Raw genomic sequence first — 20,373 nt, 5'->3', positions numbered from 1 at the left:
GTAAGCTGACGTGTGAGGATATATATCCTGGCTCTGGTTTCAACGGAAGTCGTCATTTATTCACTGAAAACGATTTATGCACTGAAAATAGTTGCTGGTATAAATTATTCTTTTGAAAACATAACGGCAGGAAAAGCCTGCCGTTTTATATTTCATAACGTCGATCGCAGGGTATCGCAGTGAATCAAAGTGCCAGAGCACCGCTGTACAGCACTGCACCTGTCGGTTGTCCGGTCGGTGAGCCTCCGCGTGGTTCCAGACTGATTGCCAGCGTATAACCCGGATCAGGCATCTTTTCCGCCAGTGCCAGTTGCGTCGGTTGTTGTGTATTCAGCAGGCCGAGGGAGCGGGGTTTGCCGCCAGGCGGAATGGCCCACAGTTCCAGACTATGGTCACCGGCGATACCTTGCGCCTTAAGTGGCGTCAGCATCAGGCTGCGGGTACTCATATCCACGCTCACCACCCATTGCCCGTTCTGCGCACCGGCACTGCTGGCGAGAACAGCCACCGGTGTCGGCGTTTCAGGTTGCACCAGAAGGCGCGGGATGAGTAACAGCGCCGCAAGCCCGGCGGCCAGCGCCCAGCCAAGATAAGCGCGTACCGGTCTTTTAGCGGGAACCGGTAATCTGGCCGGTTGCAATGCAAGATTGTGCTGAATGCGCTTCCACACCGAAGCGGGCGGAATGACCGGGACAATCTGATTATCCAGTTGTGTGAAAGCTTCCTGCCAGCGGGCGACTTCAGCCGCCAGTTCAGGTTCTTCCCGCATTTTTTGCTCGAACTGAATCCGTGCTGCGCCGCGTAAGGTGCCGAGCGCATATTCAGCCGCGAGGGCAGCATGATAATGGCTTCTGCTTTTCATAGGCCTGCGCAGCTCTTTAAGTGATCCAGGGCGCGACGGATCCAGCTTTTAATCGTCCCCAGAGGTTGTTGTAAATGCGATGAGACCTCACCGTGTGACAGGCCCTGATAATAGGCAAGAGTCAGGCTTTGTCTTTGTTCGGCGGGAAGGTGCGCGAGACAGTCGGCCAGTATTTTGGCTTCGCTGTCCTGCTGCAACCGTTGTAAGGGTTCATCGTGGTCGCTGGCATCGTTTTCTCCCACGTTGTCATCCAGTTCCTCTAACTGGTTGTCGCTCCCGCGCATCCAGTCGATAGCGCGGTTGCGGACAATATGGGTGAGCCAGGTCATCGGGGAACTCAGCGCCGGATTATACGACCCGGCACGGTTCCACGCGGTGATATAGCTGTCATGCAACACTTCTTCTGCCCAGGCATGCCGGCGCAGCATTCTCAGCGCGACGGCAAACAGCCGGGGGGACGTCAGACGGTACAATTGCTCAAATGCCTGTCGGTCGCCAACGGCCATGGCGCTCATCAGTTCACGCTGTACTTCCTGTGCTTTCTCTGGTGTTGGCTTAACTAAAAAATTGTCATGCATTCGCCCGTCCTGACTTACTGAAGTGCTGTTTCATAAAGAAATCATGCCCTCAGTATAGTCGGTATTATTTTGGCATCAGGACGGTATCAATGACGTCGATCACACCGTTCTTCTGCTGGACGTCATAAGTACTGATATTGGCGATATTCCCTTTGCCATCTTTCAGCTGAATATTGTGCGGGCCATTATTCATGATCCACAGTGGCTGGCCGTTGACGGTTTTCAGTTCCGCCGTGCCGTTGCCTTTTTTCAGCAGTTTTTCCAGATCTTTCATTTCATACTTACCCGCCACCACGTGGTAGGTCAGGATGCTGGTCAGCGTGGCTTTGTTTTCCGGTTTCACCAGATTGTCGACAGTCCCGGCTGGCAGTTTAGCGAAAGCGGCGTTGGTCGGCGCAAACACAGTGAACGGACCTTTACCCTGCAACGTATCCACCAGACCCGCCGCTTTCACGGCGGCGACCAGGGTGGTGTGGTCTTTCGAGTTCAGGGCGTTTTCTACGATATTTTTAGAAGGATACATTTCAGCGCCACCGACCATGGTGGTGCTTTGGGACATCATTGCAGCCATTGACGCGGTGCTTAGCAGAAGAGATGCACAGATAGCGGTACGGAGTAATGTTTTCATGATGGTGTCCTTTGTCGTTGAGTAGGTAAGGTCTTGCCTCACATCTATACATACGAATGGACCCCCGCTTTTGGATGCAGGAAAAACGATAAAAAATAGAAATTAATGAAAGTAATTTGCAATGCATTGATAAAAAAGAATAAACAGAAAAGAAAAAGCCACGTCGGAGGAACGTGGCTTTTTGACAGAAAAACGCAGGGCTATTTGCCGAAAGGCTATTTACCGGAAGGATTATTCCCGGCGATATCGACCGTTTCTATTTTCGTTTTACGCTGAATCGTCAGCGTCGAACCTGCCGATGCCGCGATAATCGCTGCGAGCCCGAGCCACTGTGTCCCCGTCAGGAACTCGCCGAGGAAGATAATGCCGGAAAGCGCGGCCATCGCCGGTTCCATGCTCATCAGCGTGCCGAAAGTTTTAGCGGGCAGTTTGGTCAGCGCCATCATTTCCAGTGAATAAGGAATAGCTGACGTAAGCAGGGCGATCAGCAGGCCCAGCGGCAGGATCTCCCAGCTGAATATCGAGGTCTTCGCCTGGATGACACCGACAGGGAAGAAGATCAGTGCGGCAATCAGCGAGCCCATCGCGGCAGTGCCGGGGCCGTAGCTGCTGCCAGCTCTTTGTCCGGCAAGAATATAAATCGCCCAGCACGCACCCGCAATCAGCGCAAAACACGCGCCTTTGAGATCAACACCGCCCGCGCTCTGGCCGAGCGGCAGCAGGAACAGCAATCCGGTGACGGCCAGCACGACCCAGATAAAATCGACGGGTCTGCGTGAAGAAAACATCGCCACGGCCAGCGGGCCGGTAAATTCCAGTGCAACGGCAATGCCCAGCGGGACGGTGCGCAGTGCCAGATAAAAGGAATAATTCATGCAGCCCAGTGCCAGACCATACATCAGCAGTGAACGCAGATTGCCGCCGCGCATTTTCAGGCGCCACGGACGGAAATAGAGCAGCAACAGAATGGAGCCGATGCCCAGTCGCAGCGCGGTGACACCTTGCGGCCCGACTACCGGGAACAACGTTTTGGCCAGTGACGCGCCGCCCTGTAATGACAGCATGGCGATCAGCAGCAACAGGATCGCGACCAGGGGAGACGCTTTTTTAGGCAACGCCGGGATCGGGGGGCTGTTGTTATTTGTCGCAGGCGGCAGAGTTGTCTGCGTTTCCGGCGTGTTCTTTCCTGAATGAGTCATCCTTTGAGCCTTTTGAGGTGATTCCATAAATTCAGAATCTTTTAGATTTATAGTTTTGAAAAGAAAGGTAAAGCAAGGTCAGTGTAGAGGGAAAACGGAAGAGAAAAAATCCTGATAAAAAGTTTTTTTCAGAACCTGTTTTTTTAAAAGAAGCGAAAAAACGCCTGAAAAGTGTCCATTTTTTGCCCAGATAATTAGGAATTATCTGCTAATTTCAAAAAGTTCAATAAGTTTATCTTATAGTTTATGTGACGAAAATCCCAATTAAATTATATGGATAGGGTGTGCTGGAAACTTCTTGTTACACCATATGATGCTTTGGACATCTTAAATGAGGCAGAGTTTCACACTAGTTTTTGTTATATTTTGGAACGTGAAGGTTACTTTGGTTTCTTATTTGAGGTGGTTATGATGAAAAAAATCGCATGTCTTTCCGCATTAGCTTGTGTAGTTGCACTGGGCGCATCAAGCGCATTCGCTGACACCAGCACCGTTACCGCTGGTTATGCTCAGGGTGATATGCAAGGCGTTGCTAACAAAGCAAACGGCTTCAACTTAAAATACCGCTGGGAACAAGATAGCAACCCACTGGGCGTTATCGGTTCTTTCACCTACATCGAAGATGACAGCACACCGGCATCTGGTGACTACCGTAAAGCACAGTACTACGGTCTGACTGCTGGTCCAGCTTACCGTCTGAATGACTGGGCTTCCATCTACGGTGTTGTGGGTGTGGGTTACGGTAAAACTCAGTACAACGAATCAGCAGCATCTACTAACCGTGAAAAATACGATTCAAGCGATTACGGCTTCTCTTACGGTGCTGGTCTGCAGTTCAACCCAATCCAGAACGTTGCTCTGGACGTGTCCTACGAACAGTCCCGCATCCGCAGTGTTGATGTTGGTACCTGGATCGCAGGCGTGGGTTACAGCTTCTAATTCTTCGCCCTGCGTAACGCTTTGTCGTTACACACCCGCGAAAACAAAAACCGCTCAACTGAGCGGTTTTTTTATGACTTTTTTCAGCGGGTAGTGGAGACGCGACCGTTATTTTCACCTTTGCCGCTTACGTGGGGGAGGCGGGGAGGGGGTGTTGGTTTATTGCAAACTTTACTATCGGGTTGCCATCAATACCCCTCCCCAGCCCTCCCCTTCGCAGGGGAGGGAGCAGGTCGGCTTTTTTACTCCTCCCCCTGCGAAGGGGGAGGCGGGGAGGGGGTTTAGCGGGCAACTCAAATCCCGCTGTACCAGTTATATCCCTGATCTTCCCAGTAGCCGCCGGGATATTCGTTGGTCACGAAGATCGCGCCAATGTGTTTGGCGTTTTTGAAGCCAAGCTTGGTGGGCATTCTCAGGCGTAACGGGTAACCGAAATCAGGCGGTAGCGGTTTGCCGCCGAAATCCAGCGCCAGAATGGTTTGCGGATGCAGCGCCGTCGCCATATCGATGCTGGAATAATAGCGGTCGTCACATTTGAATCCGACGTATTTAGCGGTCAGATCTGCGCCGATGTGCTGTAAAAACGTTTTCAGCGGCACGCCTTTCCACTGACCAATTGCGCTCCAGCCTTCAATGCAAATCAGACGAGTGATCTGACTTTCCTGCGGCAGTCGCTGTAACTGTTCCAGCGTCCACGAGGCTTTCTTTTGCACCAGACCAGAGACTTCAAGCCGGTAATTGGGAATGTCGATTTCCGGCACGTTATATTCCGGATAATAAGCATTAAAGCGAAACGGCGTGGTGATCTGGTCAGCGCGATAGGTTTGCGCCAGTTTTTGCCCGCTGAACAGCCAGCCTTGCACGCGGTCATTCCAGCGTGACATCGCCCACAGCACTTTATCGACTTCGTCACCGTCCTGCAGATTACAGCCGGTGAGCATCGATACCGCGCCCAGCGTGAGACCTCCACGCAATAACATGCGGCGCTGAATGTTGACCAGTTGCTTGCGCTGATCGGGCTCAAGAATAATTTTTGGCCGGCGTGATTTATCACTCATCGGCGCTTTCCTCCGTACTTATTTTTTTGCCGCCGGTCAGCATCGCCACGAAGGTTTTTGGCACCAGCAGAACCATCAGTACGTGAATAATGACGAACAGCATCACGCCGCTCATCGCAAAAAAATGCACATAACGCGCGATATCAAAACCGCCAAACAACCACACCAGACCGCTGAACTGTACCGGTTTCCAGATGGACAAACCGGAAAGCAAAAGCAATAGGCCGAGCAACAGCACGCCGCTGTACATCAGTTTTTGCACGGCATTGTACTGCCCGAGTTTGTGGGGGAGTTTGAATGTCAGCGCACGAACGGTATCTCGGCAGACCGTTCGCGGTGAAAAGGGGAAAAAATCGCGGCGGAAATGGCCGCTCAACATGCCCCACAGCACATAGAAAAGGGCATTGGCCGCCAGCAGCCACATGACTGCCAGATGCCAGGCGATGTTGCCGCCCAGCCAGCCGCCGAGGGTCGTGCTCTGGGGAAAGGTAAACGAGAAAATCGGGTCGGCGTTATAAATCCCCCAGCCGCTCATTACCATGCCGATCATTGCCAGCAGATTAATCCAGTGACAAATGCGCACCGGCCAGGAATGCACCCTGCGTTTGCGAAGTGGAGAGGGCTGAGGTTTCACGGAAAAACTCCTGTTGTCCGGTAAGGCCGTCAGGCCGGATTACATTGGTGGCGTAACGCCGTCTTTACCCGCAGAAATACCGCGTGCAACCAGGGAACCTTTGTCATCTTTCATCGCGAACAGCACGACTTTGGTGCCCGGTTTCAGCAGGCTGCGGTCACCCGGTGCCAGCAGAACGACCGGTACATCGTCAGGAACGACAACGGTTTTCTCTGCATCATGGTATTTCACGGTCAGCGTGCGGCCATTGCTGTTAACCAGTTTGCCGACGGTGCCGTTGGTCATGGTATTGATTTTGCCGTCCGGCGATTCAAACGGATTGAAACCTTCGCCGCTGCCGCGCAGGCTCGGAGCAAATACGTGAACTTCCAGCGCTTTCAGTGTGCCGTTGGCCTGAGGTACTGCCGCCGTACCGATGAAGCTGTCGGCTTTGATATCGCTGATCTGGCCTTTGGTGACGGAGTTGATACGGGTTTTATCCGTCAGCTTAACGTCGAGCTTTTCGCCCTGACGGGTGGTGATTTGTACTGATGAGTCATTAACAGAATCAATGGTTCCGCGTGTTGGTTTGATCACGTTATCGGCGGCAAAAGCCGATGCCATTGTGCTGCTCATCAGCAGTGAACCCAGTAACAGACCCGCAAGACGTTTGGTGGTATTCATTATTAACTCTCCAGTTTCCGGCGTTATTTCATTTGGTTAGAAGAATCACTGACCCTGCCAGTGATGAATAGCTTCCTTAAGAGTGGACGATAAACCGGGATTGGCTGATGACAAATTGATGACAAAATTGTCATCAAAGGTGTCTGGCGAAACTGATAAACTTCCCCATGAATCATTCTTTGGGAGAATGGTATTGCGGCGCTGAGGGCCTGAATGCGGATACTGGTGATTGAAGACGATGTCAGTACGGGCGATTACCTGAAAAAAGGGCTGACCGAAGCCGGTTACAGCGTCGATCTGGCGCGTAACGGGGCCGATGGCCTGTTTCTGGCGCTGGAAGAGGGCTATGACACGGTGATCCTCGATGTCATGCTGCCCGGCCTCGACGGCTGGCAGGTGATGGAAGTTCTGCGCAAGAAAAGCGACGTGCCGGTGCTGTTTCTCACCGCACGTGATGAAGTGCAGGATCGCATCCACGGGCTGGAACTGGGCGCTGACGATTATCTGATCAAACCGTTTTCCTTTACCGAACTGGTATTGCGTATCCGCACGTTGCTGCGCCGTCCGGCAGCGCGAGAGCCGGATATTTACTCGGTCGCTGACCTGCATCTTGATGTGCTGCGCCGTCGCGTAACCCGTCAGGATCAGACCATCGCGCTGACCAATAAAGAATTCATGTTGTTGCAGCTGCTGATGCGTCGCGAAGGCGAAGTGCTGTCGCGCACCATGATCGCCTCGCAGGTATGGGATATGAATTTCGACAGTGACACCAATGTGGTGGATGTCGCCATTAAGCGTCTGCGCGCCAAAGTTGACCGCGCCTTTGAGCTGAAACTGATCCACACCGTGCGCGGCATCGGCTACGTCTGTGAAGTGCGCAATGACTGATTTAACTTCCGCTAAAAAGCCTGCACGGGCCATGTCGCTGACGCTGCGCGCCACATTACTTTTTGCGCTGCTGGCCTCGCTGGTGGTCAGTGCCGTGGGCTTTTATCTCTACTATTCGATGGACAAAGAACTGGTGCGCCGTGCGGATTATCAGGTCAGCGGGCGCGTGCAGTATTTTCGCCATCTGCTGGCGAATGAATTCCCGCTGTCACAGCTGAGCCGCAATCCCGGCCTGTTTGAAAATATGCTCGGCAATGAGCGCGATATTCTGACCTTCAGCCTTTCCGGCGAGCCGCCGTTAATCAACGTCAATCCTTCACATCTTGTTTTACCGCCGTTTGCCGCGGTACCCGAAGGCCAGCCGCTGACGCTGAAAACGGTTCACGGGCAAAAAGCGCCAGATGGCACGCCGGTGCGTTTTGCCCGTGCTGCGGTAAAAATTCAGGACGGGCGCACGGTTGAAATTACCGCAGGCCATTTCATGACCGAAGAATCGCGCCTGTTAGAAACCTTCCGCTGGGAAATTATCGGCGCAGTGTTGTTTTCGTATGTGCTGATTGCCGCACTGGGTTATCTGGTTATCCGCCGTGGTTTGAGGCCGCTGCGCAATATGGCGCGGGAAGCGACGCAAATCCATCCGGCCAGCTTATCGACGCGCCTGAGTACCGACAAAGCGCCGCAGGAATTACAGCAACTCATCCTTTCTTTCAACGATATGCTGGAAAGGCTGGCGGAAGGTTATCAGCGCCTGACGCAGTTTTCCGCTGATCTGGCCCATGAAATCCGCACGCCGGTGGGCGCGCTGATGGGGCATTGTCAGGTGGCGTTGTATCAGCCACGCACGGTTGAGGAATATGAAACGCTGCTGGCTAATAATATGGAAGAGCTGGAACGCATCTCGCGGATGGTCGAAAACATCCTGTTCCTGGCGCGTGCTTCGGATGCGCGGTCGGTTCTCACCATAACCAGCATTGATGTTTCATCAGAAATTACGCGTATCCAGGAATACTTTGAAGGGCTGGCAGAAGAGCGGGAAATGACGCTGCACGGCGAGGGGCGCGGTGTATTACACGCGGATGCTATTTTGTTCCAGCGTGCGCTGAGTAATCTGGTGGCTAATGCGGTGCGTTATGGCCGTGAAGGAACCGAAGTGGTGTTACGCGCCGAACCTCATGCTAAAGGCATGGATATTCACGTTATCAGTCAGGGCGATCCGATACCGGCAGATAAGCTCGGAAAACTTTTCGACCGTTTCTATCGTGCGGATGCGTCACGCAGTGAAGGTGGCAGTTCCAGCGGGCTCGGTTTATCGATTGTTCAGGCCATTATGGCGTTGCATCAGGGCAGTGTCAGTGTTGAAAGTTCAGCGCAGGGAGAGACGCGCTTCACGCTGTCCTTTCCTGATGCGGGTCACAAAGATTCTTAATAATTGCTCAACAGATTTCAAAAAATGAGTCGGAAAAGTATGAAACCCACATTTCTATGGCTTTGAAACATAAGCAATTCGTTAATTTTGTAACATTATCACATTGGAAGTCACCAATGACTTTGAACGATTATAGGCGTTCCGGGGTCTGAATTGTCCTAAGGAGCAGGTTCCATCCTCCGGTACGAGCGGTCTTTACGACGTAAACAGACTCACAAAAGAGCCATTTATTTCTAATGCATAAATTACGAACACTTTCGCAACAGAGCATCTCTTTGTTCATTGCACTTTATCTTGGGATTTTACTGAACCTTCCGATCTTCTTCCGTCGTTTCGAGCAGCTGCATTATGACAATGCGTTGTCCATTGCTGTTGAAGCGATCGCCTGTTTCGCGCTGGTCTACTTCCTTTGTATGTTGCTGTCTTATACCGGAAAAACCGTTTTCCGTGTGCTGATGACGGCCATTGTTATTTCCTCCGCTGCCGCCAGCTATTACATGATCCTGTTCAACGTCGATATCGGTTACGGTATTTTGGCGGCGGCGCTGGCATCGGACTCGATTGATTTATCGAAAGAATCTGTCGGAACGCACTTCATCGCCTGGACGGTTCTGGTCAGCCTGATCCCGGTCCTGCTGTTGTGGCTGAGCAAAATGCCGGGTGCGGCGCTCAGACAAACCACCTTTAAAAAGCTGGCGGTGAGAACCGTGCTGCTCGCGGTTTCCGGGCTGATTTGTTATATGCCGCTGCGTCTGATGGGCAAAGTGCAGGATCGTCACGACATCGTTAATAACCGCATGATGGCGAGTTATGGCGGCGTGGTTGCCGGTACGTATTCGCCGTCCAACTGGCTTTCAGCGCTGGGTTTATACACCTACAGCAGCTACAGCAAAGCCGAAGACAACAAAAACCTGTTCGATCCGGCCAAACATTTCACTTACACCGCACCGGCTGATGCCAAAGATATGTATGTGGTGTTTGTCATCGGCGAAAGTGCGCGTCGTGACCATATGGGTCTGTACGGCTACGACCGTGACAACACGCCGAATCTCGACAAAGAGAAAAACCTGGTCGCGTTGCAGGGCTATTCCTGTGATACCGCCACCAAACTTTCCCTGCGCTGCATGTTTGTGCGCGAGGGCGGAGCCTCTGAAGAACCGCAGCGTACCCTGAAAGAAGCTAATGTGTTTTCCGTTCTGAAAAGCAATGGCTGGAGCTCTGAGCTTTATTCCATGCAAAGCGAAGCGTGGTTCTACAATAAAACCCGCGCTGACGATTATTCACTGCGTGAAAACATTGCCTCTGAGAAGCGTAATGCCGGTAAGCCGGTGGATGACATGCTGCTCATCAATGAAATGAAAGATTCGATGAACAATCATCCGCAGGGTAAGCACCTGATTATTCTGCACACCAAAGGCTCGCATTATCTTTACTCCGACCGTTATCCGCGTTCTTTCGCCAAATATAAACCGGAATGCATGGGTATTGATGATTCCTGTTCTACGGAAGAGATGATCAACGCTTACGACAACTCGCTGTTGTATACCGACTATTTCCTGTCGCAGGTGTTTGATCAGCTGCGCGACAAGAATGCGATTGTGTTTTATGCCTCCGATCACGGTGAATCGATTTCCAAAAGTATGCATTTCCACGGCACACCGCGCGATCATGCGCCGATTGAGCAACGTACTGTGCCGATCATGGTCTGGGCGTCAGACAAATTCCTGTCAAACGATCAGAACAAAGCGGGCTTCGAACAGTTGCAGAAAATGGCCGCTGAAAAGAAACCGGCTTTCCATGAAAAACTGTACGACACCCTTCTGGGTTGTATCGGTTACACCTCGCCAAATGGCGGGATTGTCGAGCAACATAACTGGTGTCATGTGCCTGATCAGGCCGCCGCTGCAAAATAATTACCGCTAAAAATGCCGCCTTTTTCGGAACAATGGAAAGGGCGGTGACATCCTTCTGGTCGCCCTCCGTTTTTTAAGTCACAATCGGTTAACAAGGTATTGAGAGTTTCTCTTCTGCTATTTTTTATCAGGGTCGATAACCGATGCATGCTTTTCGAATTACCCTTTGTGTCCTGACGGTCATCATGACCTTGCTGACGCTGCTGCCTTTTTCCCGCAATCAGCGCTGGTGGGTACGGGTCTGGGATTTCCCGCGTTTGCAGATGGCGACGTTGTGTCTGCTATTTCTGCTGACCGAGCTGATGATCATGCCGTTAACCGACGGAATTTCCACCACAATCATTATTTTAACGGTGGCTTGTATGGCCTATCAGAGCTGGTGGATTTTGCCTTACACCCCCTTTTACCGGGTGCAGGTGAAGAAAACCGTCTCCGGCAGTCATTCACGTATCAAAATCATGAACAGCAATGTATTGACCACCAACCGCAAGGCCGGTGCGCTGATTGCACAAATCCGCGAGCATCAGCCGGATATTCTGGTGTTGCTGGAAACAGATCAGTGGTGGGAAGATCAGATGGCGGTGCTGGACGCGGATTACCCGCACAGCCTGCGTTGCCCGCTGGATAATCTCTACGGAATGCACGTCTATTCCCGTCTGCCGATGCATTCGGCAAAAATTCAATTTCTGGTGGCAGACGACATCCCGTCGATGCATTTTCGCGCCGAACTGCCTTCCGGCGAACAGGTGGTGATGCACTGCCTGCACCCGATGCCGCCAAGCCCGACGGAAGCCGACGAATCCACTGACCGCGATGGCGAGCTGGTTGCTGTCGGTCATACGGCGGCGAAAGCGACCTATCCGACGATTGTCACCGGCGACCTGAATGATGTGGCATGGTCGCGCACCACGCGCCTGTTTATGAAAGTCAGCGGCCTGCTCGATCCGCGCCGTGGCCGGGGTATGTTCAATACTTTCCACGCCAGCTATCCGTTCCTGCGCTGGCCGCTGGATCACGTTTTCCATAGCAAAGATTTCACGCTGGTCGGTCTTCAGCGTCTTGGGTTTATGGGCTCAGACCATTTCCCGATCCTGGTGGAACTGGCGCTGACCCCTTGTGAGGGGCAGGATCAGGAATCGCTGGAAATCGATGAGGAAGACCTCGAAGAGGCGGAAGAAAAACTGGCTAACGCCGGGGTGAAAAGCACTGACGTACACCGGGCGGAAAAGCTCAACATGCCTGTCTGCGGGTAATCATCATTCCCGGCCCGGTCAACCGACCGGGCTTTGTACTACAGGAGATAATATTACTTAGCCTTGCGGGCGTTGTCTGCTTTCCATTCCTCGTATGTCGCTTCGAGGATCCACAGACAGGTTGCTCCTTTGTCTGTCCTCAGCAGGGCCAGACGGGTTCGCTGATAAAAATCCTCAACCATAGCGTCTGTGGTGAATAGCTCAGCAGGAATACCACAGACGATATCCGTCCCAATCATATGGGGCCATTCTTTTGCGTCGATGATGCTGAGTGCGCCTAAAACCGCCGAAGTGTTCTTAGATAACGCCATAGAGAGCGCATCCTCGAGACCGGCAGCCTGTTTTACGTCCGCCCTGGCCGCCAGTTCAGGGACCTTATCAATCCAGGCTTGTTCGCCTGACTCAACTCCCTTCCATGAAGCTGGCCAGTCTGGGGTATTTCCACCTGCCCATACAAGACACGGAAACAGTCCCAAAAGCCTGAGCCACTTCATTGGACGACCTCAAGCGTCCCGCCTTCGCGCAGAACGCGCCGCCGGGTAGAGCGTGACATGATAATACAGCCCGTTGACGCAAAGCCCGCAGGCATGTCGACCCTTTCCCCGTGAATGCGGAACAATGAACGGCCAAACGAGTCCCCGGACGTCTGCTCCAGAATAATGGTCATCGGGCCTTTAGACGTTGAGTGGCCCGCGATTCTGTACGTTCCCCGGGGAAGCGGCCCCAGCCCTTTAACCTGCTGACGGTCGGGGTTGTTTTTATTGGTCAGACTACCAGAGTAACCGGTTTCGACTAATTCGCTGCCGTTGTACAACCTACCTGTGCTTTGCTCATATTTCCATGCCATCGCTCTTTATCCTTATGCGGTTGTGCGTTCATTCCAGCTGTCAGAGTGGATGATGTTCCCGTCAACATAACGCCATGTGATTTTTTCGTAAATCAGCTCCACCACTTCCAGGTGGTTCCGCTTTTCCCCGTACTGAGATTTGACGTCATACATGATCGGCCCCACGCTGACGACCGTCACGCCTTCCATAACGGCGCTGAAATACTCAACCTCCTGACCGGCGTCATTGATTCGATAAAACTTTACTTCAGCGGAGTGGAGCTTCTGCCCCGAGGTTACAGCCTTGTACAGATAGGGACTGGAAGCATCGATCTCCTTGTCAAAACTGTAGGGGGAATGTTCACGGGTAGCGGTAGGTTTGCCCGTTGCGTTGTCTGTGGGGAGAGTGATGCAATGATTCAGGCCGAGGATCTCGATACTGCCTTCACGGCCCGCAACGTCGACAGAGCCGCGAATATCCGCGCCGCCGTCGTCTTTGAGCCATAGATAAGCTGGTATAGCCATAGTTTTAAACTCCATTTTAAAGAGAGAGCCAGCGCGATACATGCTGGCTGACCTGCTGCTTCCGCAGTGGAATTAAACTATCCCTAAGTCAAATTATCGTCAATTTTTGTACAGCATGAAAATTCTGTAACAGGGGAATTATTGATTAAAAATAAAAAAAGGCCGGAATAATCCGGCCCCTTTACGGTGAAGATTGTTACTAAATAAATTCTGCTGCTACGCATTACGCGGGTTTTTTTGAGCTCAGATTAAACCGGCTGTTCCGGGAAGGTCAGGGTATTCCCCGGCGCTTCGCGGTTAATGTGCAGGAAGTTCAGATGACGTTCGTACTGATCCAGAATGTCATTGATTACCTGATGTTTAGTGAAGTCCATCAGGTCATTGCCCTGCGTACCTTCCAGCAGGAAGGTTTCCAGACGGTAATAATTCGATTTACCGGCACGTGCGCGATAGGTAAAGGCAGGGACGGCATAACGCACCGGCCAGATCTGATACACAAAGTTCTGCTCTTCGCCCAGCGCCACCTGCAATTCCAGCGGCCCGATTTTCTCGTCTTCCTGTGGCTCATGTTCGCTGAACGTCACTTTCGCCCCGCGCAGCTCCAGTTCCTGCGCCACTTCCTGCATCGCCGGACGGCAGACGGTATCCATCATTTTCTGCGTATGGCGCGTGCCCGGATAGTTCATCACCCGTGACAGACGCTGTTTCCAGTTCAGCGCCGCGTCGCTGGTTGAAGGCATCGGCGCCAGATTCTGCTGGGTGCTGGCGCGGCGGTAATCTTCCAGCCGCAGTGATTTATACAATCCGGCCATGATGAAGAAAATCACAAAGCTGAACGGCAGCCCCATAATCACCGTGGTGTTTTGCAGCGCGGAAACGCCGTCGGTCATCAGCATCCCCAGCGTCAGCACGCCGATGGTAACTGACCAGAAAATCCGCAGCCAGTTCGGCGCATCGTTATTAATGTCCGCCAGTTTTGAGGTGAAGTTACCCAGCACCAGTGAACCGGAATCCGCCGAGGTGACATAAAACAGCAGGCCGGTGATGGTGGCGACAGAAGCACTCAGCGTAAAGCCGGGATACTGCGCCAGCAGGCTGTAAACGCCGCGCTCAGGGTGCGCAATCACTTCGTTGGCGAAATCCAGATTGCCGTGCAGTATCTGATACAGCGCGCTGTTACCGAAAATCGACAGCCACAACAGGGTGAAGACAAACGGAATGATCAGCGTGCCGAGCACGAACTGACGGATGGTGCGCCCGCGTGAAATACGCGCCAGGAACAGGCCGACAAACGGCGACCACGCCACCCACCATGCCCAGAAGAACAGAGTCCAGCTGTTCATCCATTCCGTCGGGCGATCAAACGCAAAGGTATTGAGCGTCATGCCCATAAAGCGGTTGATGTAATCCCCGATGTTGAGCACCAGCGCATTGAGCAGGAATTCGGTATTGCCAAAGAACAGCAGGAACAGGATCAGCCCCAGCGCCAGCAGCACATTGAGTTCCGACAGAATTCGGATGCCTTTATTCACGCCAGACGTGACCGATACCGTCGCCATGATCACCGAAAGCAGGATCAGGGCGGCCTGAACGGTCAGGTTTTCCGGAATATGGAACAGCACTTTCAGCCCGTAATTGAGCTGCACCACGCCAATACCGAGCGTTGTCGCGATACCAAAAATGGTGCCGACGACGGCGGCAATATCCACGCTGTGACCGATCGGGCCGTTGATGCGTTTGCCGAAAATCGGGTACAGCGCCGAACGGATGGTCAGTGGCAGGTTATAGCGGTAGCTGAAATAGCCCAGCGCGATCCCCATCAGCGCATACATTGCCCAGCCGGTCAGGCCGTAGTGGAACAGCGTCCAGGTCATTGCCTGCCGTGCGGCTTCCAGCGTCTGGCCGTTACCTTCCGGCGGCAGCATGTACTGCGTCACCGGTTCGGCGACCGAGAAAAACATCAGGTCGATGCCGATCCCGGCGGCAAATAACATGGCCGCCCAGCTCATCATGCTGAATTCGGGTTTGGATTGTTCAGGGCCCAGTTTGATCGAGCCGAAGCGCGAGCAGGCTATGAACACTACAAACACGATGTACAGCGTCGCCGCCAGCATGTAATACCAGCCAAATGTGGCGGACACCCAGTTGAGGGTCAGGCTGATCCATTTTCCCGATAAATCGGTGAAGAAAATGGTCATTAATGTGAAGGCTAAAATCAAACCTGCGGAGGTGAAGAACACCACCTTGTTAAGCTGGTCGCGAGGTTTTTCGCTCTTTTTATCTGTCGTATCGGCAATTGCCATTTTTTCCCCTGTCTTACTAATTAATCACTGTTTTTCAATAAATTGGCTTCTTACCAACTCCAAAATTCATACAAATTACTAACGTATTGGTAATAAAATATATGCATTTTTAATTGAACGTTCAATCAAAAAAAAGTTAAATAGGTGGCGTAAGAGCGTTAACAAGGTTGTACGAAAGCGTAAAAAAACGGTTTTTAAGCGCGTTTCAACCCGCTCATTTTCAGGAGCCGGAACCATGCCCAAAGTAGGAATGCAGCCGATAAGAAGGCAGCAATTGATTGAGGCAACCCTGGCGGCGGTCAACGAAGTCGGGATGCACGATGCGTCGATTTCGCAGATCGCACGCCGTGCAGGCGTCTCCAACGGCATCATCAGTCACTACTTTCGTGACAAGAATGGGCTGCTGGAAGCGACCATGCGTTATTTGCTCAGTCATTTGGGGGAAGGGGTGCAGTTGCGGTTAGCGCAGCTGACGGATACTGCACCGACGGCGCGACTGCATGCGATTGCAGAAGCCAATTTTGACGACAGTCAGACCAACAGCGCGGCGATGAAAACCTGGCTGGCCTTCTGGGCGAGCAGCATGCATCACCCGCAGTTGTACCGTCTGCAACAGGTCAACAGCCGCCGGCTCTATTCAAACTTATGTTCTGAATTCAGACGTTTTCTGCCCAAAAGTGAGGCACGTCTGGCGGCACAAAGCACCGCCGCACTGATTGACGGCCTGTGGCTGCGCGGCGCACTTAGCGGTAAAGAATTTAACCGCGCCGAGGCGATGCAAATCACCCGCCGCCACATCGAATCGCAGCTCACATGAGCCAGGCAGAAAACCTTCAGACCGCACAGACCGAGGAGAGATTTATGTCCCGCTACGGCACGCAAAAACTTTATATCAACGGGCGTTTTCAGGACAGTACCGGTGATGAAACCTTCGATGCAGTGAACCCGGCCAATGGCGACGTGATTGCCACGCTGCCATCCGCCACGCACGCCGATGTCGATCTGGCGGTGAAATCCGCGCAGAAAGGCCAGAAAGTCTGGGCGGCAATGACGGCCATGAGCCGCGCACGTATTCTGCGCCGCGCCGTGGATATTCTGCGTGAACGCAACGACGAGCTGGCGGCGATTGAAACTGCCGATACCGGCAAACCGCTGTCGGAAACGCTGGCGGTGGATATCGTCACCGGCGCGGATGTGCTGGAATATTACGCCGGGCTGATCCCTGCTATCGAAGGCCAGCAAATTCCGCTGCGCGATTCTTCCTTCGTGTATACCCGCCGCGAGCCGCTGGGCGTTGTCGCGGGTATCGGCGCATGGAACTACCCGATTCAGATTGCGCTGTGGAAATCCGCACCTGCGCTGGCGGCCGGAAACGCGATGGTGTTCAAACCAAGCGAAAACACCTCGCTGACCGCCCTGAAACTGGCGGAAATCTACACCGAAGCGGGTGTGCCGGACGGCGTGTTCAGCGTAGTCACCGGCGCGGCCAGCGTCGGCCAGGCGCTAACCGATCATCCGGATATCGCCAAAGTCTCGTTCACCGGTGGCGTCAAAACGGGCAAGAAAGTCATGGCCAGCGCGTCGGCGTCCACGCTGAAAGAAGTGACGATGGAACTGGGCGGCAAATCTCCGCTGATCATCTTTGAAGACGCGGATCTCGATAAAGCGGCTGACATCGCCATGATGGCGAACTTCTACAGCTCCGGCCAGGTGTGTACCAACGGCACCCGCGTGTTTGTGCCAAAAGCACTGCACAAAGCGTTTGAAGCTAAAGTTCTGGAACGCGTGAAGCGTATCCGTCTGGGCGATCCGACTGACGAAAACATCAATTTCGGCCCGCTGGTCAGCTTTGCACATATGGAATCCGTGCTGCGTTACATCGACAGCGGCAAGCGTGAAGGCGCGACGTTACTGACCGGCGGCGAACGCGTGACTTCCGGTGAATACGCGAAAGGCGCTTATGTCGCCCCGACAGTATTTACCGACTGCCGCGATGACATGCTGATTGTCCGCGAAGAAATCTTCGGACCGGTGATGAGCATTCTGACCTATGAAAGTGAAGAGGAAGTGATCCGCCGCGCCAACGATACCGAATACGGCCTGGCTGCCGGGCTGGTGACGCAGGATCTTAACCGTGCGCATCGTGTTATTCACAAACTCGAAGCCGGGATTTGCTGGGTCAATACGTGGGGCGAATCGGCGGCAGAAATGCCGGTCGGCGGTTATAAGCACTCCGGCGTTGGTCGTGAAAACGGCGTCACCACGCTTGAGCATTACACCCAAATCAAATCCGTGCAGGTCGAACTGGGCGAATTCAGCTCAGTCTTTTAATCCGCCGCGACAGAGGAGATTTTAATGGATTACGATTACATCATTATTGGTGCCGGTTCTGCCGGCAACGTTCTCGCCACCCGGCTGACCGAAGACAGCAACGTCAGCGTGTTGCTGCTGGAAGCGGGCGGCCCGGATTATCGTCTGGATTTCCGCACACAGATGCCTGCTGCGTTGGCTTTCCCGTTACAGGGGCGTCGTTACAACTGGGCGTATGAAACCGACCCGGAACCGCACATGAATAACCGCCGTATGGAATGCGGGCGTGGTAAAGGTCTGGGCGGTTCTTCGCTGATTAACGGTATGTGTTACATCCGCGGTAATGCGATGGATTTCGATAACTGGGCGAAAGCGCCGGGTCTGGAAGACTGGAGTTATCTGGACTGCCTGCCGTATTTCCGCAAAGCCGAAACCCGCGATATCGGTCCGAATGATTTTCACGGTGGCGACGGACCGGTCAGTGTGGCGACGCCGAAAAAAGGCAATAACCCGCTGTTCCACGCGATGATTGAAGCCGGTGTGCAGGCAGGGTATCCGCGTACCGACGACCTGAACGGTTATCAGCAGGAAGGTTTTGGTCCGATGGACAGAACCGTGACACCGAAAGGCCGTCGTGCAAGTACTGCGCGCGGGTATCTGGATCAGGCCAAACCGCGAGCCAATCTGACCATCGTGACCCACGCGCTGACCGACAGAATTCTGTTTGAAGGCAAGCGTGCCACGGGCGTCAGCTATTTCCACGGTGACGACTACAACGCTAAAACGGCGAAAGCGAAACGTGAAGTGTTGCTGTGCAGCGGCGCGATTGCGTCACCGCAAATTCTGCAACGTTCGGGTGTCGGCGCAGCGGAGCTGCTCAACCGTCTGGAGATTCCGCTGGTTCATGATTTGCCGGGCGTCGGCGAGAATCTGCAGGATCATCTGGAGATGTACCTGCAATACAGCTGCACCCAGCCGGTGTCTTTATACCCGGCCTTGCAGATGCATAACCAGCCCGCGATTGGCGCAGAATGGTTGTTTAAAGGTACCGGTGTCGGCGCGAGCAATCAGTTCGAAGCGGGTGGTTTTATCCGCAGCCGCGAAGAGTTTGCCTGGCCGAATATTCAGTATCACTTCCTGCCGGTGGCGATTAACTACAACGGCAGCAACGCGGTGAAAGAGCATGGTTTTCAGGCGCACGTGGGTTCCATGCGTTCGCCAAGCCGTGGCCGCGTGCAGGTGAAATCGAAAGATCCGCGCCAGCATCCGAGCATCCTGTTTAATTACATGGCAACCGAGCAGGACTGGCACGAGTTCCGCGACGCTATCCGCATCACGCGTGAAATCATGAATCAGCCAGCGCTGGATCCTTACCGTGGTCGTGAAATCAGTCCGGGTGAAAACGTACAGACTGATGAAGAACTGGATGCGTTTATCCGCGAGCATGCCGAAACGGCGTTCCATCCTTCGTGCTCCTGCAAAATGGGTACCGATGAGATGGCGGTGGTGGATGGAGAAGGGCGCGTTCACGGTGTAGAAAGCCTGCGCGTGGTGGATGCCTCCATCATGCCGCAGATCATTACCGGTAACCTGAACGCGACGACGATTATGATCGCAGAAAAGATTGCTGATAAAATCCGCGGGCGTCAGCCGTTACCGCGCAGTACCGCAGAGTATTACACCGCAGGCGATGCGCCGGTTCGCACGACACCGCTGAAGAAATCTGCCTGATAAATTGGCTGTAAAACGTGTGTTAAAAAGAGATATTCTCAGGAATATCTCTTTTTTTTGGGCTTTCAGAAAAGGCAGGGCACTTACTCATGACCGGATCATCATCGCTTCACTGGCAGGATTACCATCACAGCGAACTCAACACAGCACAGCTTTACGCCATTCTGGCACTGCGCAGCGAAGTGTTTGTGGTCGAGCAAACCTGCGTATATCAGGACATCGACGGGCAGGATCTGACCGGTGAAAATCGTCATATCATCGCCTGGCTGGACGGTAAAATAGCGGCCTATGCGCGTATTCTGCGTTCCGATGATGAGGTGGCAATCGGACGGGTGATTGTTGCCCCTTCCGCGCGTGGCCTGAAACTGGGATATCAGCTGATGGAACAGGCGCTGATTTCCTGCCAGAAACACTGGCCGGACGCGCGCGTCGCGATTTCCGCGCAGGCGCATTTGCAGGGATTCTACGGCCGGCTGGGGTTTGTGGCGTATACGGAGATTTATGATGAAGATGGGATTGCGCATGTGGGGATGGAACTGAATTCCTGATATTGGGTGAAGCGCAAGCTTCAGCATTGTTTTTGTCATTAATACCCCACCCCAACCCTCCCCTTCGCAGGGGAGGGAGCCGATCGAGC

At 53.3% G+C, this 20,373-nt stretch carries 20 protein-coding genes; 9 read left to right on the top strand and 11 right to left on the bottom strand.

The genetic code is table 11. From position 1 onward, the window contains the following. Positions 1–184: 184 nt before the first annotated feature. From CKQ54_RS17590 to rhtA, 4 genes are all read right to left on the bottom strand, one after another. A complete protein-coding gene (locus tag CKQ54_RS17590) occupies positions 185–862 on the bottom strand; it encodes an anti-sigma factor (RefSeq protein ID WP_120164105.1) in 678 nt (225 codons plus the stop codon). Further along, the gene (locus tag CKQ54_RS17585; RefSeq protein ID WP_120164106.1) at positions 859–1,440 is read right to left on the bottom strand and encodes a sigma-70 family RNA polymerase sigma factor; all 582 of its coding nucleotides are present in this window, start codon (positions 1,438–1,440) and stop codon (positions 859–861) included. Before CKQ54_RS17585 ends, CKQ54_RS17590 begins: the two co-directional genes overlap by 4 nt. Positions 1,441–1,504: 64 nt before the next feature. Continuing rightward, positions 1,505–2,068: a fasciclin domain-containing protein gene (locus CKQ54_RS17580; RefSeq protein WP_120164107.1), complete on the bottom strand. Its 564-nt coding sequence runs from the start codon at positions 2,066–2,068 to the stop codon at positions 1,505–1,507. A 215-nt stretch (positions 2,069–2,283) separates the two neighbouring features. After that, positions 2,284–3,192 (bottom strand): threonine/homoserine exporter RhtA, encoded by a 909-nt coding sequence (rhtA, locus tag CKQ54_RS17575; RefSeq protein ID WP_369964440.1) that lies wholly within the window; start codon positions 3,190–3,192, stop codon positions 2,284–2,286. A 486-nt stretch (positions 3,193–3,678) separates the two neighbouring features. Between rhtA and ompX the strand changes: the two genes are divergently transcribed. Next, positions 3,679–4,206, top strand: a complete 528-nt coding sequence (gene ompX, locus CKQ54_RS17570; protein ID WP_120164108.1) for an outer membrane protein OmpX — start codon at positions 3,679–3,681, stop codon at positions 4,204–4,206. Between the two features lie 293 nt (positions 4,207–4,499). On the opposite strand, the gene CKQ54_RS17565 is transcribed toward ompX, so the two are convergent. Genes CKQ54_RS17565 through CKQ54_RS17555 form a run of 3 tightly spaced genes read right to left on the bottom strand, consistent with a single transcriptional unit; the run spans position 4,500 to position 6,561 of the window. Beyond that, positions 4,500–5,264 carry a molybdopterin-dependent oxidoreductase gene (locus tag CKQ54_RS17565; protein WP_112289414.1) on the bottom strand — a complete coding sequence of 255 codons (765 nt, stop codon included), beginning with the start codon at positions 5,262–5,264 and terminating at the stop codon, positions 4,500–4,502. Then, entirely contained in the window at positions 5,257–5,898 is a 642-nt protein-coding gene (locus CKQ54_RS17560; RefSeq protein WP_120163936.1) for a cytochrome b/b6 domain-containing protein, read from the bottom strand. Before CKQ54_RS17560 ends, CKQ54_RS17565 begins: the two co-directional genes overlap by 8 nt. 39 nt (positions 5,899–5,937) lie before the next feature. After that, on the bottom strand, positions 5,938–6,561 hold the full coding sequence (locus CKQ54_RS17555; RefSeq protein WP_112289412.1) for a hypothetical protein: 624 nt from the start codon (positions 6,559–6,561) through the stop codon (positions 5,938–5,940). A 213-nt stretch (positions 6,562–6,774) separates the two neighbouring features. Here CKQ54_RS17555 and CKQ54_RS17550 point away from each other — a divergent pair, with 213 nt between their 5' ends. The 4 genes from CKQ54_RS17550 to CKQ54_RS17535 all read left to right on the top strand — a co-directional run bounded on the left by CKQ54_RS17550 (position 6,775) and on the right by CKQ54_RS17535 (position 12,041). Beyond that, positions 6,775–7,449, top strand: coding sequence for a heavy metal response regulator transcription factor (locus tag CKQ54_RS17550; RefSeq protein ID WP_120163935.1), 675 nt, complete (start codon positions 6,775–6,777; stop codon positions 7,447–7,449). After that, positions 7,442–8,875, top strand: coding sequence for a heavy metal sensor histidine kinase (locus CKQ54_RS17545; protein WP_244220221.1), 1,434 nt, complete (start codon positions 7,442–7,444; stop codon positions 8,873–8,875). The genes CKQ54_RS17550 and CKQ54_RS17545 overlap by 8 nt, the downstream gene beginning before the upstream one ends. A gap of 236 nt (positions 8,876–9,111) precedes the next feature. After that, positions 9,112–10,788, top strand: a complete 1,677-nt coding sequence (eptB, locus tag CKQ54_RS17540; RefSeq protein WP_120163934.1) for a kdo(2)-lipid A phosphoethanolamine 7''-transferase — start codon at positions 9,112–9,114, stop codon at positions 10,786–10,788. Positions 10,789–10,931: 143 nt separating this feature from the next. After that, on the top strand, positions 10,932–12,041 hold the full coding sequence (locus CKQ54_RS17535; RefSeq protein ID WP_120163933.1) for an endonuclease/exonuclease/phosphatase family protein: 1,110 nt from the start codon (positions 10,932–10,934) through the stop codon (positions 12,039–12,041). 53 nt (positions 12,042–12,094) lie between these two features. Here the strand turns inward: CKQ54_RS17535 and CKQ54_RS17530 are convergent, their stop codons facing one another. The 4 genes from CKQ54_RS17530 to CKQ54_RS17515 all read right to left on the bottom strand — a co-directional run bounded on the left by CKQ54_RS17530 (position 12,095) and on the right by CKQ54_RS17515 (position 15,695). After that, positions 12,095–12,535, bottom strand: a complete 441-nt coding sequence (locus tag CKQ54_RS17530) for a hypothetical protein (RefSeq protein WP_120163932.1) — start codon at positions 12,533–12,535, stop codon at positions 12,095–12,097. Continuing rightward, positions 12,532–12,888 (bottom strand): tlde1 domain-containing protein, encoded by a 357-nt coding sequence (locus CKQ54_RS17525; protein ID WP_113877505.1) that lies wholly within the window; start codon positions 12,886–12,888, stop codon positions 12,532–12,534. Before CKQ54_RS17525 ends, CKQ54_RS17530 begins: the two co-directional genes overlap by 4 nt. A gap of 12 nt (positions 12,889–12,900) precedes the next feature. Further along, positions 12,901–13,392 (bottom strand): Hcp family type VI secretion system effector, encoded by a 492-nt coding sequence (locus CKQ54_RS17520; RefSeq protein WP_120163937.1) that lies wholly within the window; start codon positions 13,390–13,392, stop codon positions 12,901–12,903. Positions 13,393–13,640: 248 nt separating this feature from the next. Then, positions 13,641–15,695 (bottom strand): choline transporter, encoded by a 2,055-nt coding sequence (locus CKQ54_RS17515; protein WP_120163931.1) that lies wholly within the window; start codon positions 15,693–15,695, stop codon positions 13,641–13,643. Positions 15,696–15,930: 235 nt separating this feature from the next. On the opposite strand from CKQ54_RS17515, the gene betI reads away from it, so the two are divergent. From betI to CKQ54_RS17495, 4 genes are all read left to right on the top strand, one after another. Then, entirely contained in the window at positions 15,931–16,512 is a 582-nt protein-coding gene (gene betI, locus CKQ54_RS17510; RefSeq protein ID WP_112289407.1) for a transcriptional regulator BetI, read from the top strand. Between the two features lie 44 nt (positions 16,513–16,556). Next, the gene (betB, locus tag CKQ54_RS17505; RefSeq protein WP_120163930.1) at positions 16,557–18,026 is read left to right on the top strand and encodes a betaine-aldehyde dehydrogenase; all 1,470 of its coding nucleotides are present in this window, start codon (positions 16,557–16,559) and stop codon (positions 18,024–18,026) included. 24 nt (positions 18,027–18,050) lie between these two features. After that, positions 18,051–19,736, top strand: coding sequence for a choline dehydrogenase (gene betA / locus CKQ54_RS17500; protein ID WP_112289405.1), 1,686 nt, complete (start codon positions 18,051–18,053; stop codon positions 19,734–19,736). Between the two features lie 89 nt (positions 19,737–19,825). After that, entirely contained in the window at positions 19,826–20,284 is a 459-nt protein-coding gene (locus CKQ54_RS17495; protein WP_120163929.1) for a GNAT family N-acetyltransferase, read from the top strand. The last annotated feature ends 89 nt before the right edge of the window (positions 20,285–20,373 follow it).

Source organism: Rahnella variigena (genome assembly GCF_003610915.1).
Lineage (GTDB): Bacteria > Pseudomonadota > Gammaproteobacteria > Enterobacterales > Enterobacteriaceae > Rahnella > Rahnella variigena.
Note: the sequence above shows the minus strand (reverse complement) of the source record. Positions and strands in the feature narration are given on the sequence as shown.

What these genes read in the sequence shown, in the direction of transcription:
- CKQ54_RS17565 (WP_112289414.1), bottom strand. Translation starts at nt 5,264, where the DNA reads ATGAGTGATAAATCACGCCGGCCAAAAATTATTCTTGAGCCCGATCAG.
- ompX (WP_120164108.1), top strand. Translation starts at nt 3,679, where the DNA reads ATGAAAAAAATCGCATGTCTTTCCGCATTAGCTTGTGTAGTTGCACTG.
- betI (WP_112289407.1), top strand. Translation starts at nt 15,931, where the DNA reads ATGCCCAAAGTAGGAATGCAGCCGATAAGAAGGCAGCAATTGATTGAG.
- CKQ54_RS17520 (WP_120163937.1), bottom strand. Translation starts at nt 13,392, where the DNA reads ATGGCTATACCAGCTTATCTATGGCTCAAAGACGACGGCGGCGCGGAT.
- CKQ54_RS17550 (WP_120163935.1), top strand. Translation starts at nt 6,775, where the DNA reads ATGCGGATACTGGTGATTGAAGACGATGTCAGTACGGGCGATTACCTG.
- betA (WP_112289405.1), top strand. Translation starts at nt 18,051, where the DNA reads ATGGATTACGATTACATCATTATTGGTGCCGGTTCTGCCGGCAACGTT.
- CKQ54_RS17580 (WP_120164107.1), bottom strand. Translation starts at nt 2,068, where the DNA reads ATGAAAACATTACTCCGTACCGCTATCTGTGCATCTCTTCTGCTAAGC.
- CKQ54_RS17525 (WP_113877505.1), bottom strand. Translation starts at nt 12,888, where the DNA reads ATGGCATGGAAATATGAGCAAAGCACAGGTAGGTTGTACAACGGCAGC.
- CKQ54_RS17555 (WP_112289412.1), bottom strand. Translation starts at nt 6,561, where the DNA reads ATGAATACCACCAAACGTCTTGCGGGTCTGTTACTGGGTTCACTGCTG.
- CKQ54_RS17530 (WP_120163932.1), bottom strand. Translation starts at nt 12,535, where the DNA reads ATGAAGTGGCTCAGGCTTTTGGGACTGTTTCCGTGTCTTGTATGGGCA.
- CKQ54_RS17515 (WP_120163931.1), bottom strand. Translation starts at nt 15,695, where the DNA reads ATGGCAATTGCCGATACGACAGATAAAAAGAGCGAAAAACCTCGCGAC.
- CKQ54_RS17590 (WP_120164105.1), bottom strand. Translation starts at nt 862, where the DNA reads ATGAAAAGCAGAAGCCATTATCATGCTGCCCTCGCGGCTGAATATGCG.
- CKQ54_RS17545 (WP_244220221.1), top strand. Translation starts at nt 7,442, where the DNA reads ATGACTGATTTAACTTCCGCTAAAAAGCCTGCACGGGCCATGTCGCTG.
- betB (WP_120163930.1), top strand. Translation starts at nt 16,557, where the DNA reads ATGTCCCGCTACGGCACGCAAAAACTTTATATCAACGGGCGTTTTCAG.
- eptB (WP_120163934.1), top strand. Translation starts at nt 9,112, where the DNA reads ATGCATAAATTACGAACACTTTCGCAACAGAGCATCTCTTTGTTCATT.
- CKQ54_RS17535 (WP_120163933.1), top strand. Translation starts at nt 10,932, where the DNA reads ATGCATGCTTTTCGAATTACCCTTTGTGTCCTGACGGTCATCATGACC.
- CKQ54_RS17585 (WP_120164106.1), bottom strand. Translation starts at nt 1,440, where the DNA reads ATGCATGACAATTTTTTAGTTAAGCCAACACCAGAGAAAGCACAGGAA.
- CKQ54_RS17495 (WP_120163929.1), top strand. Translation starts at nt 19,826, where the DNA reads ATGACCGGATCATCATCGCTTCACTGGCAGGATTACCATCACAGCGAA.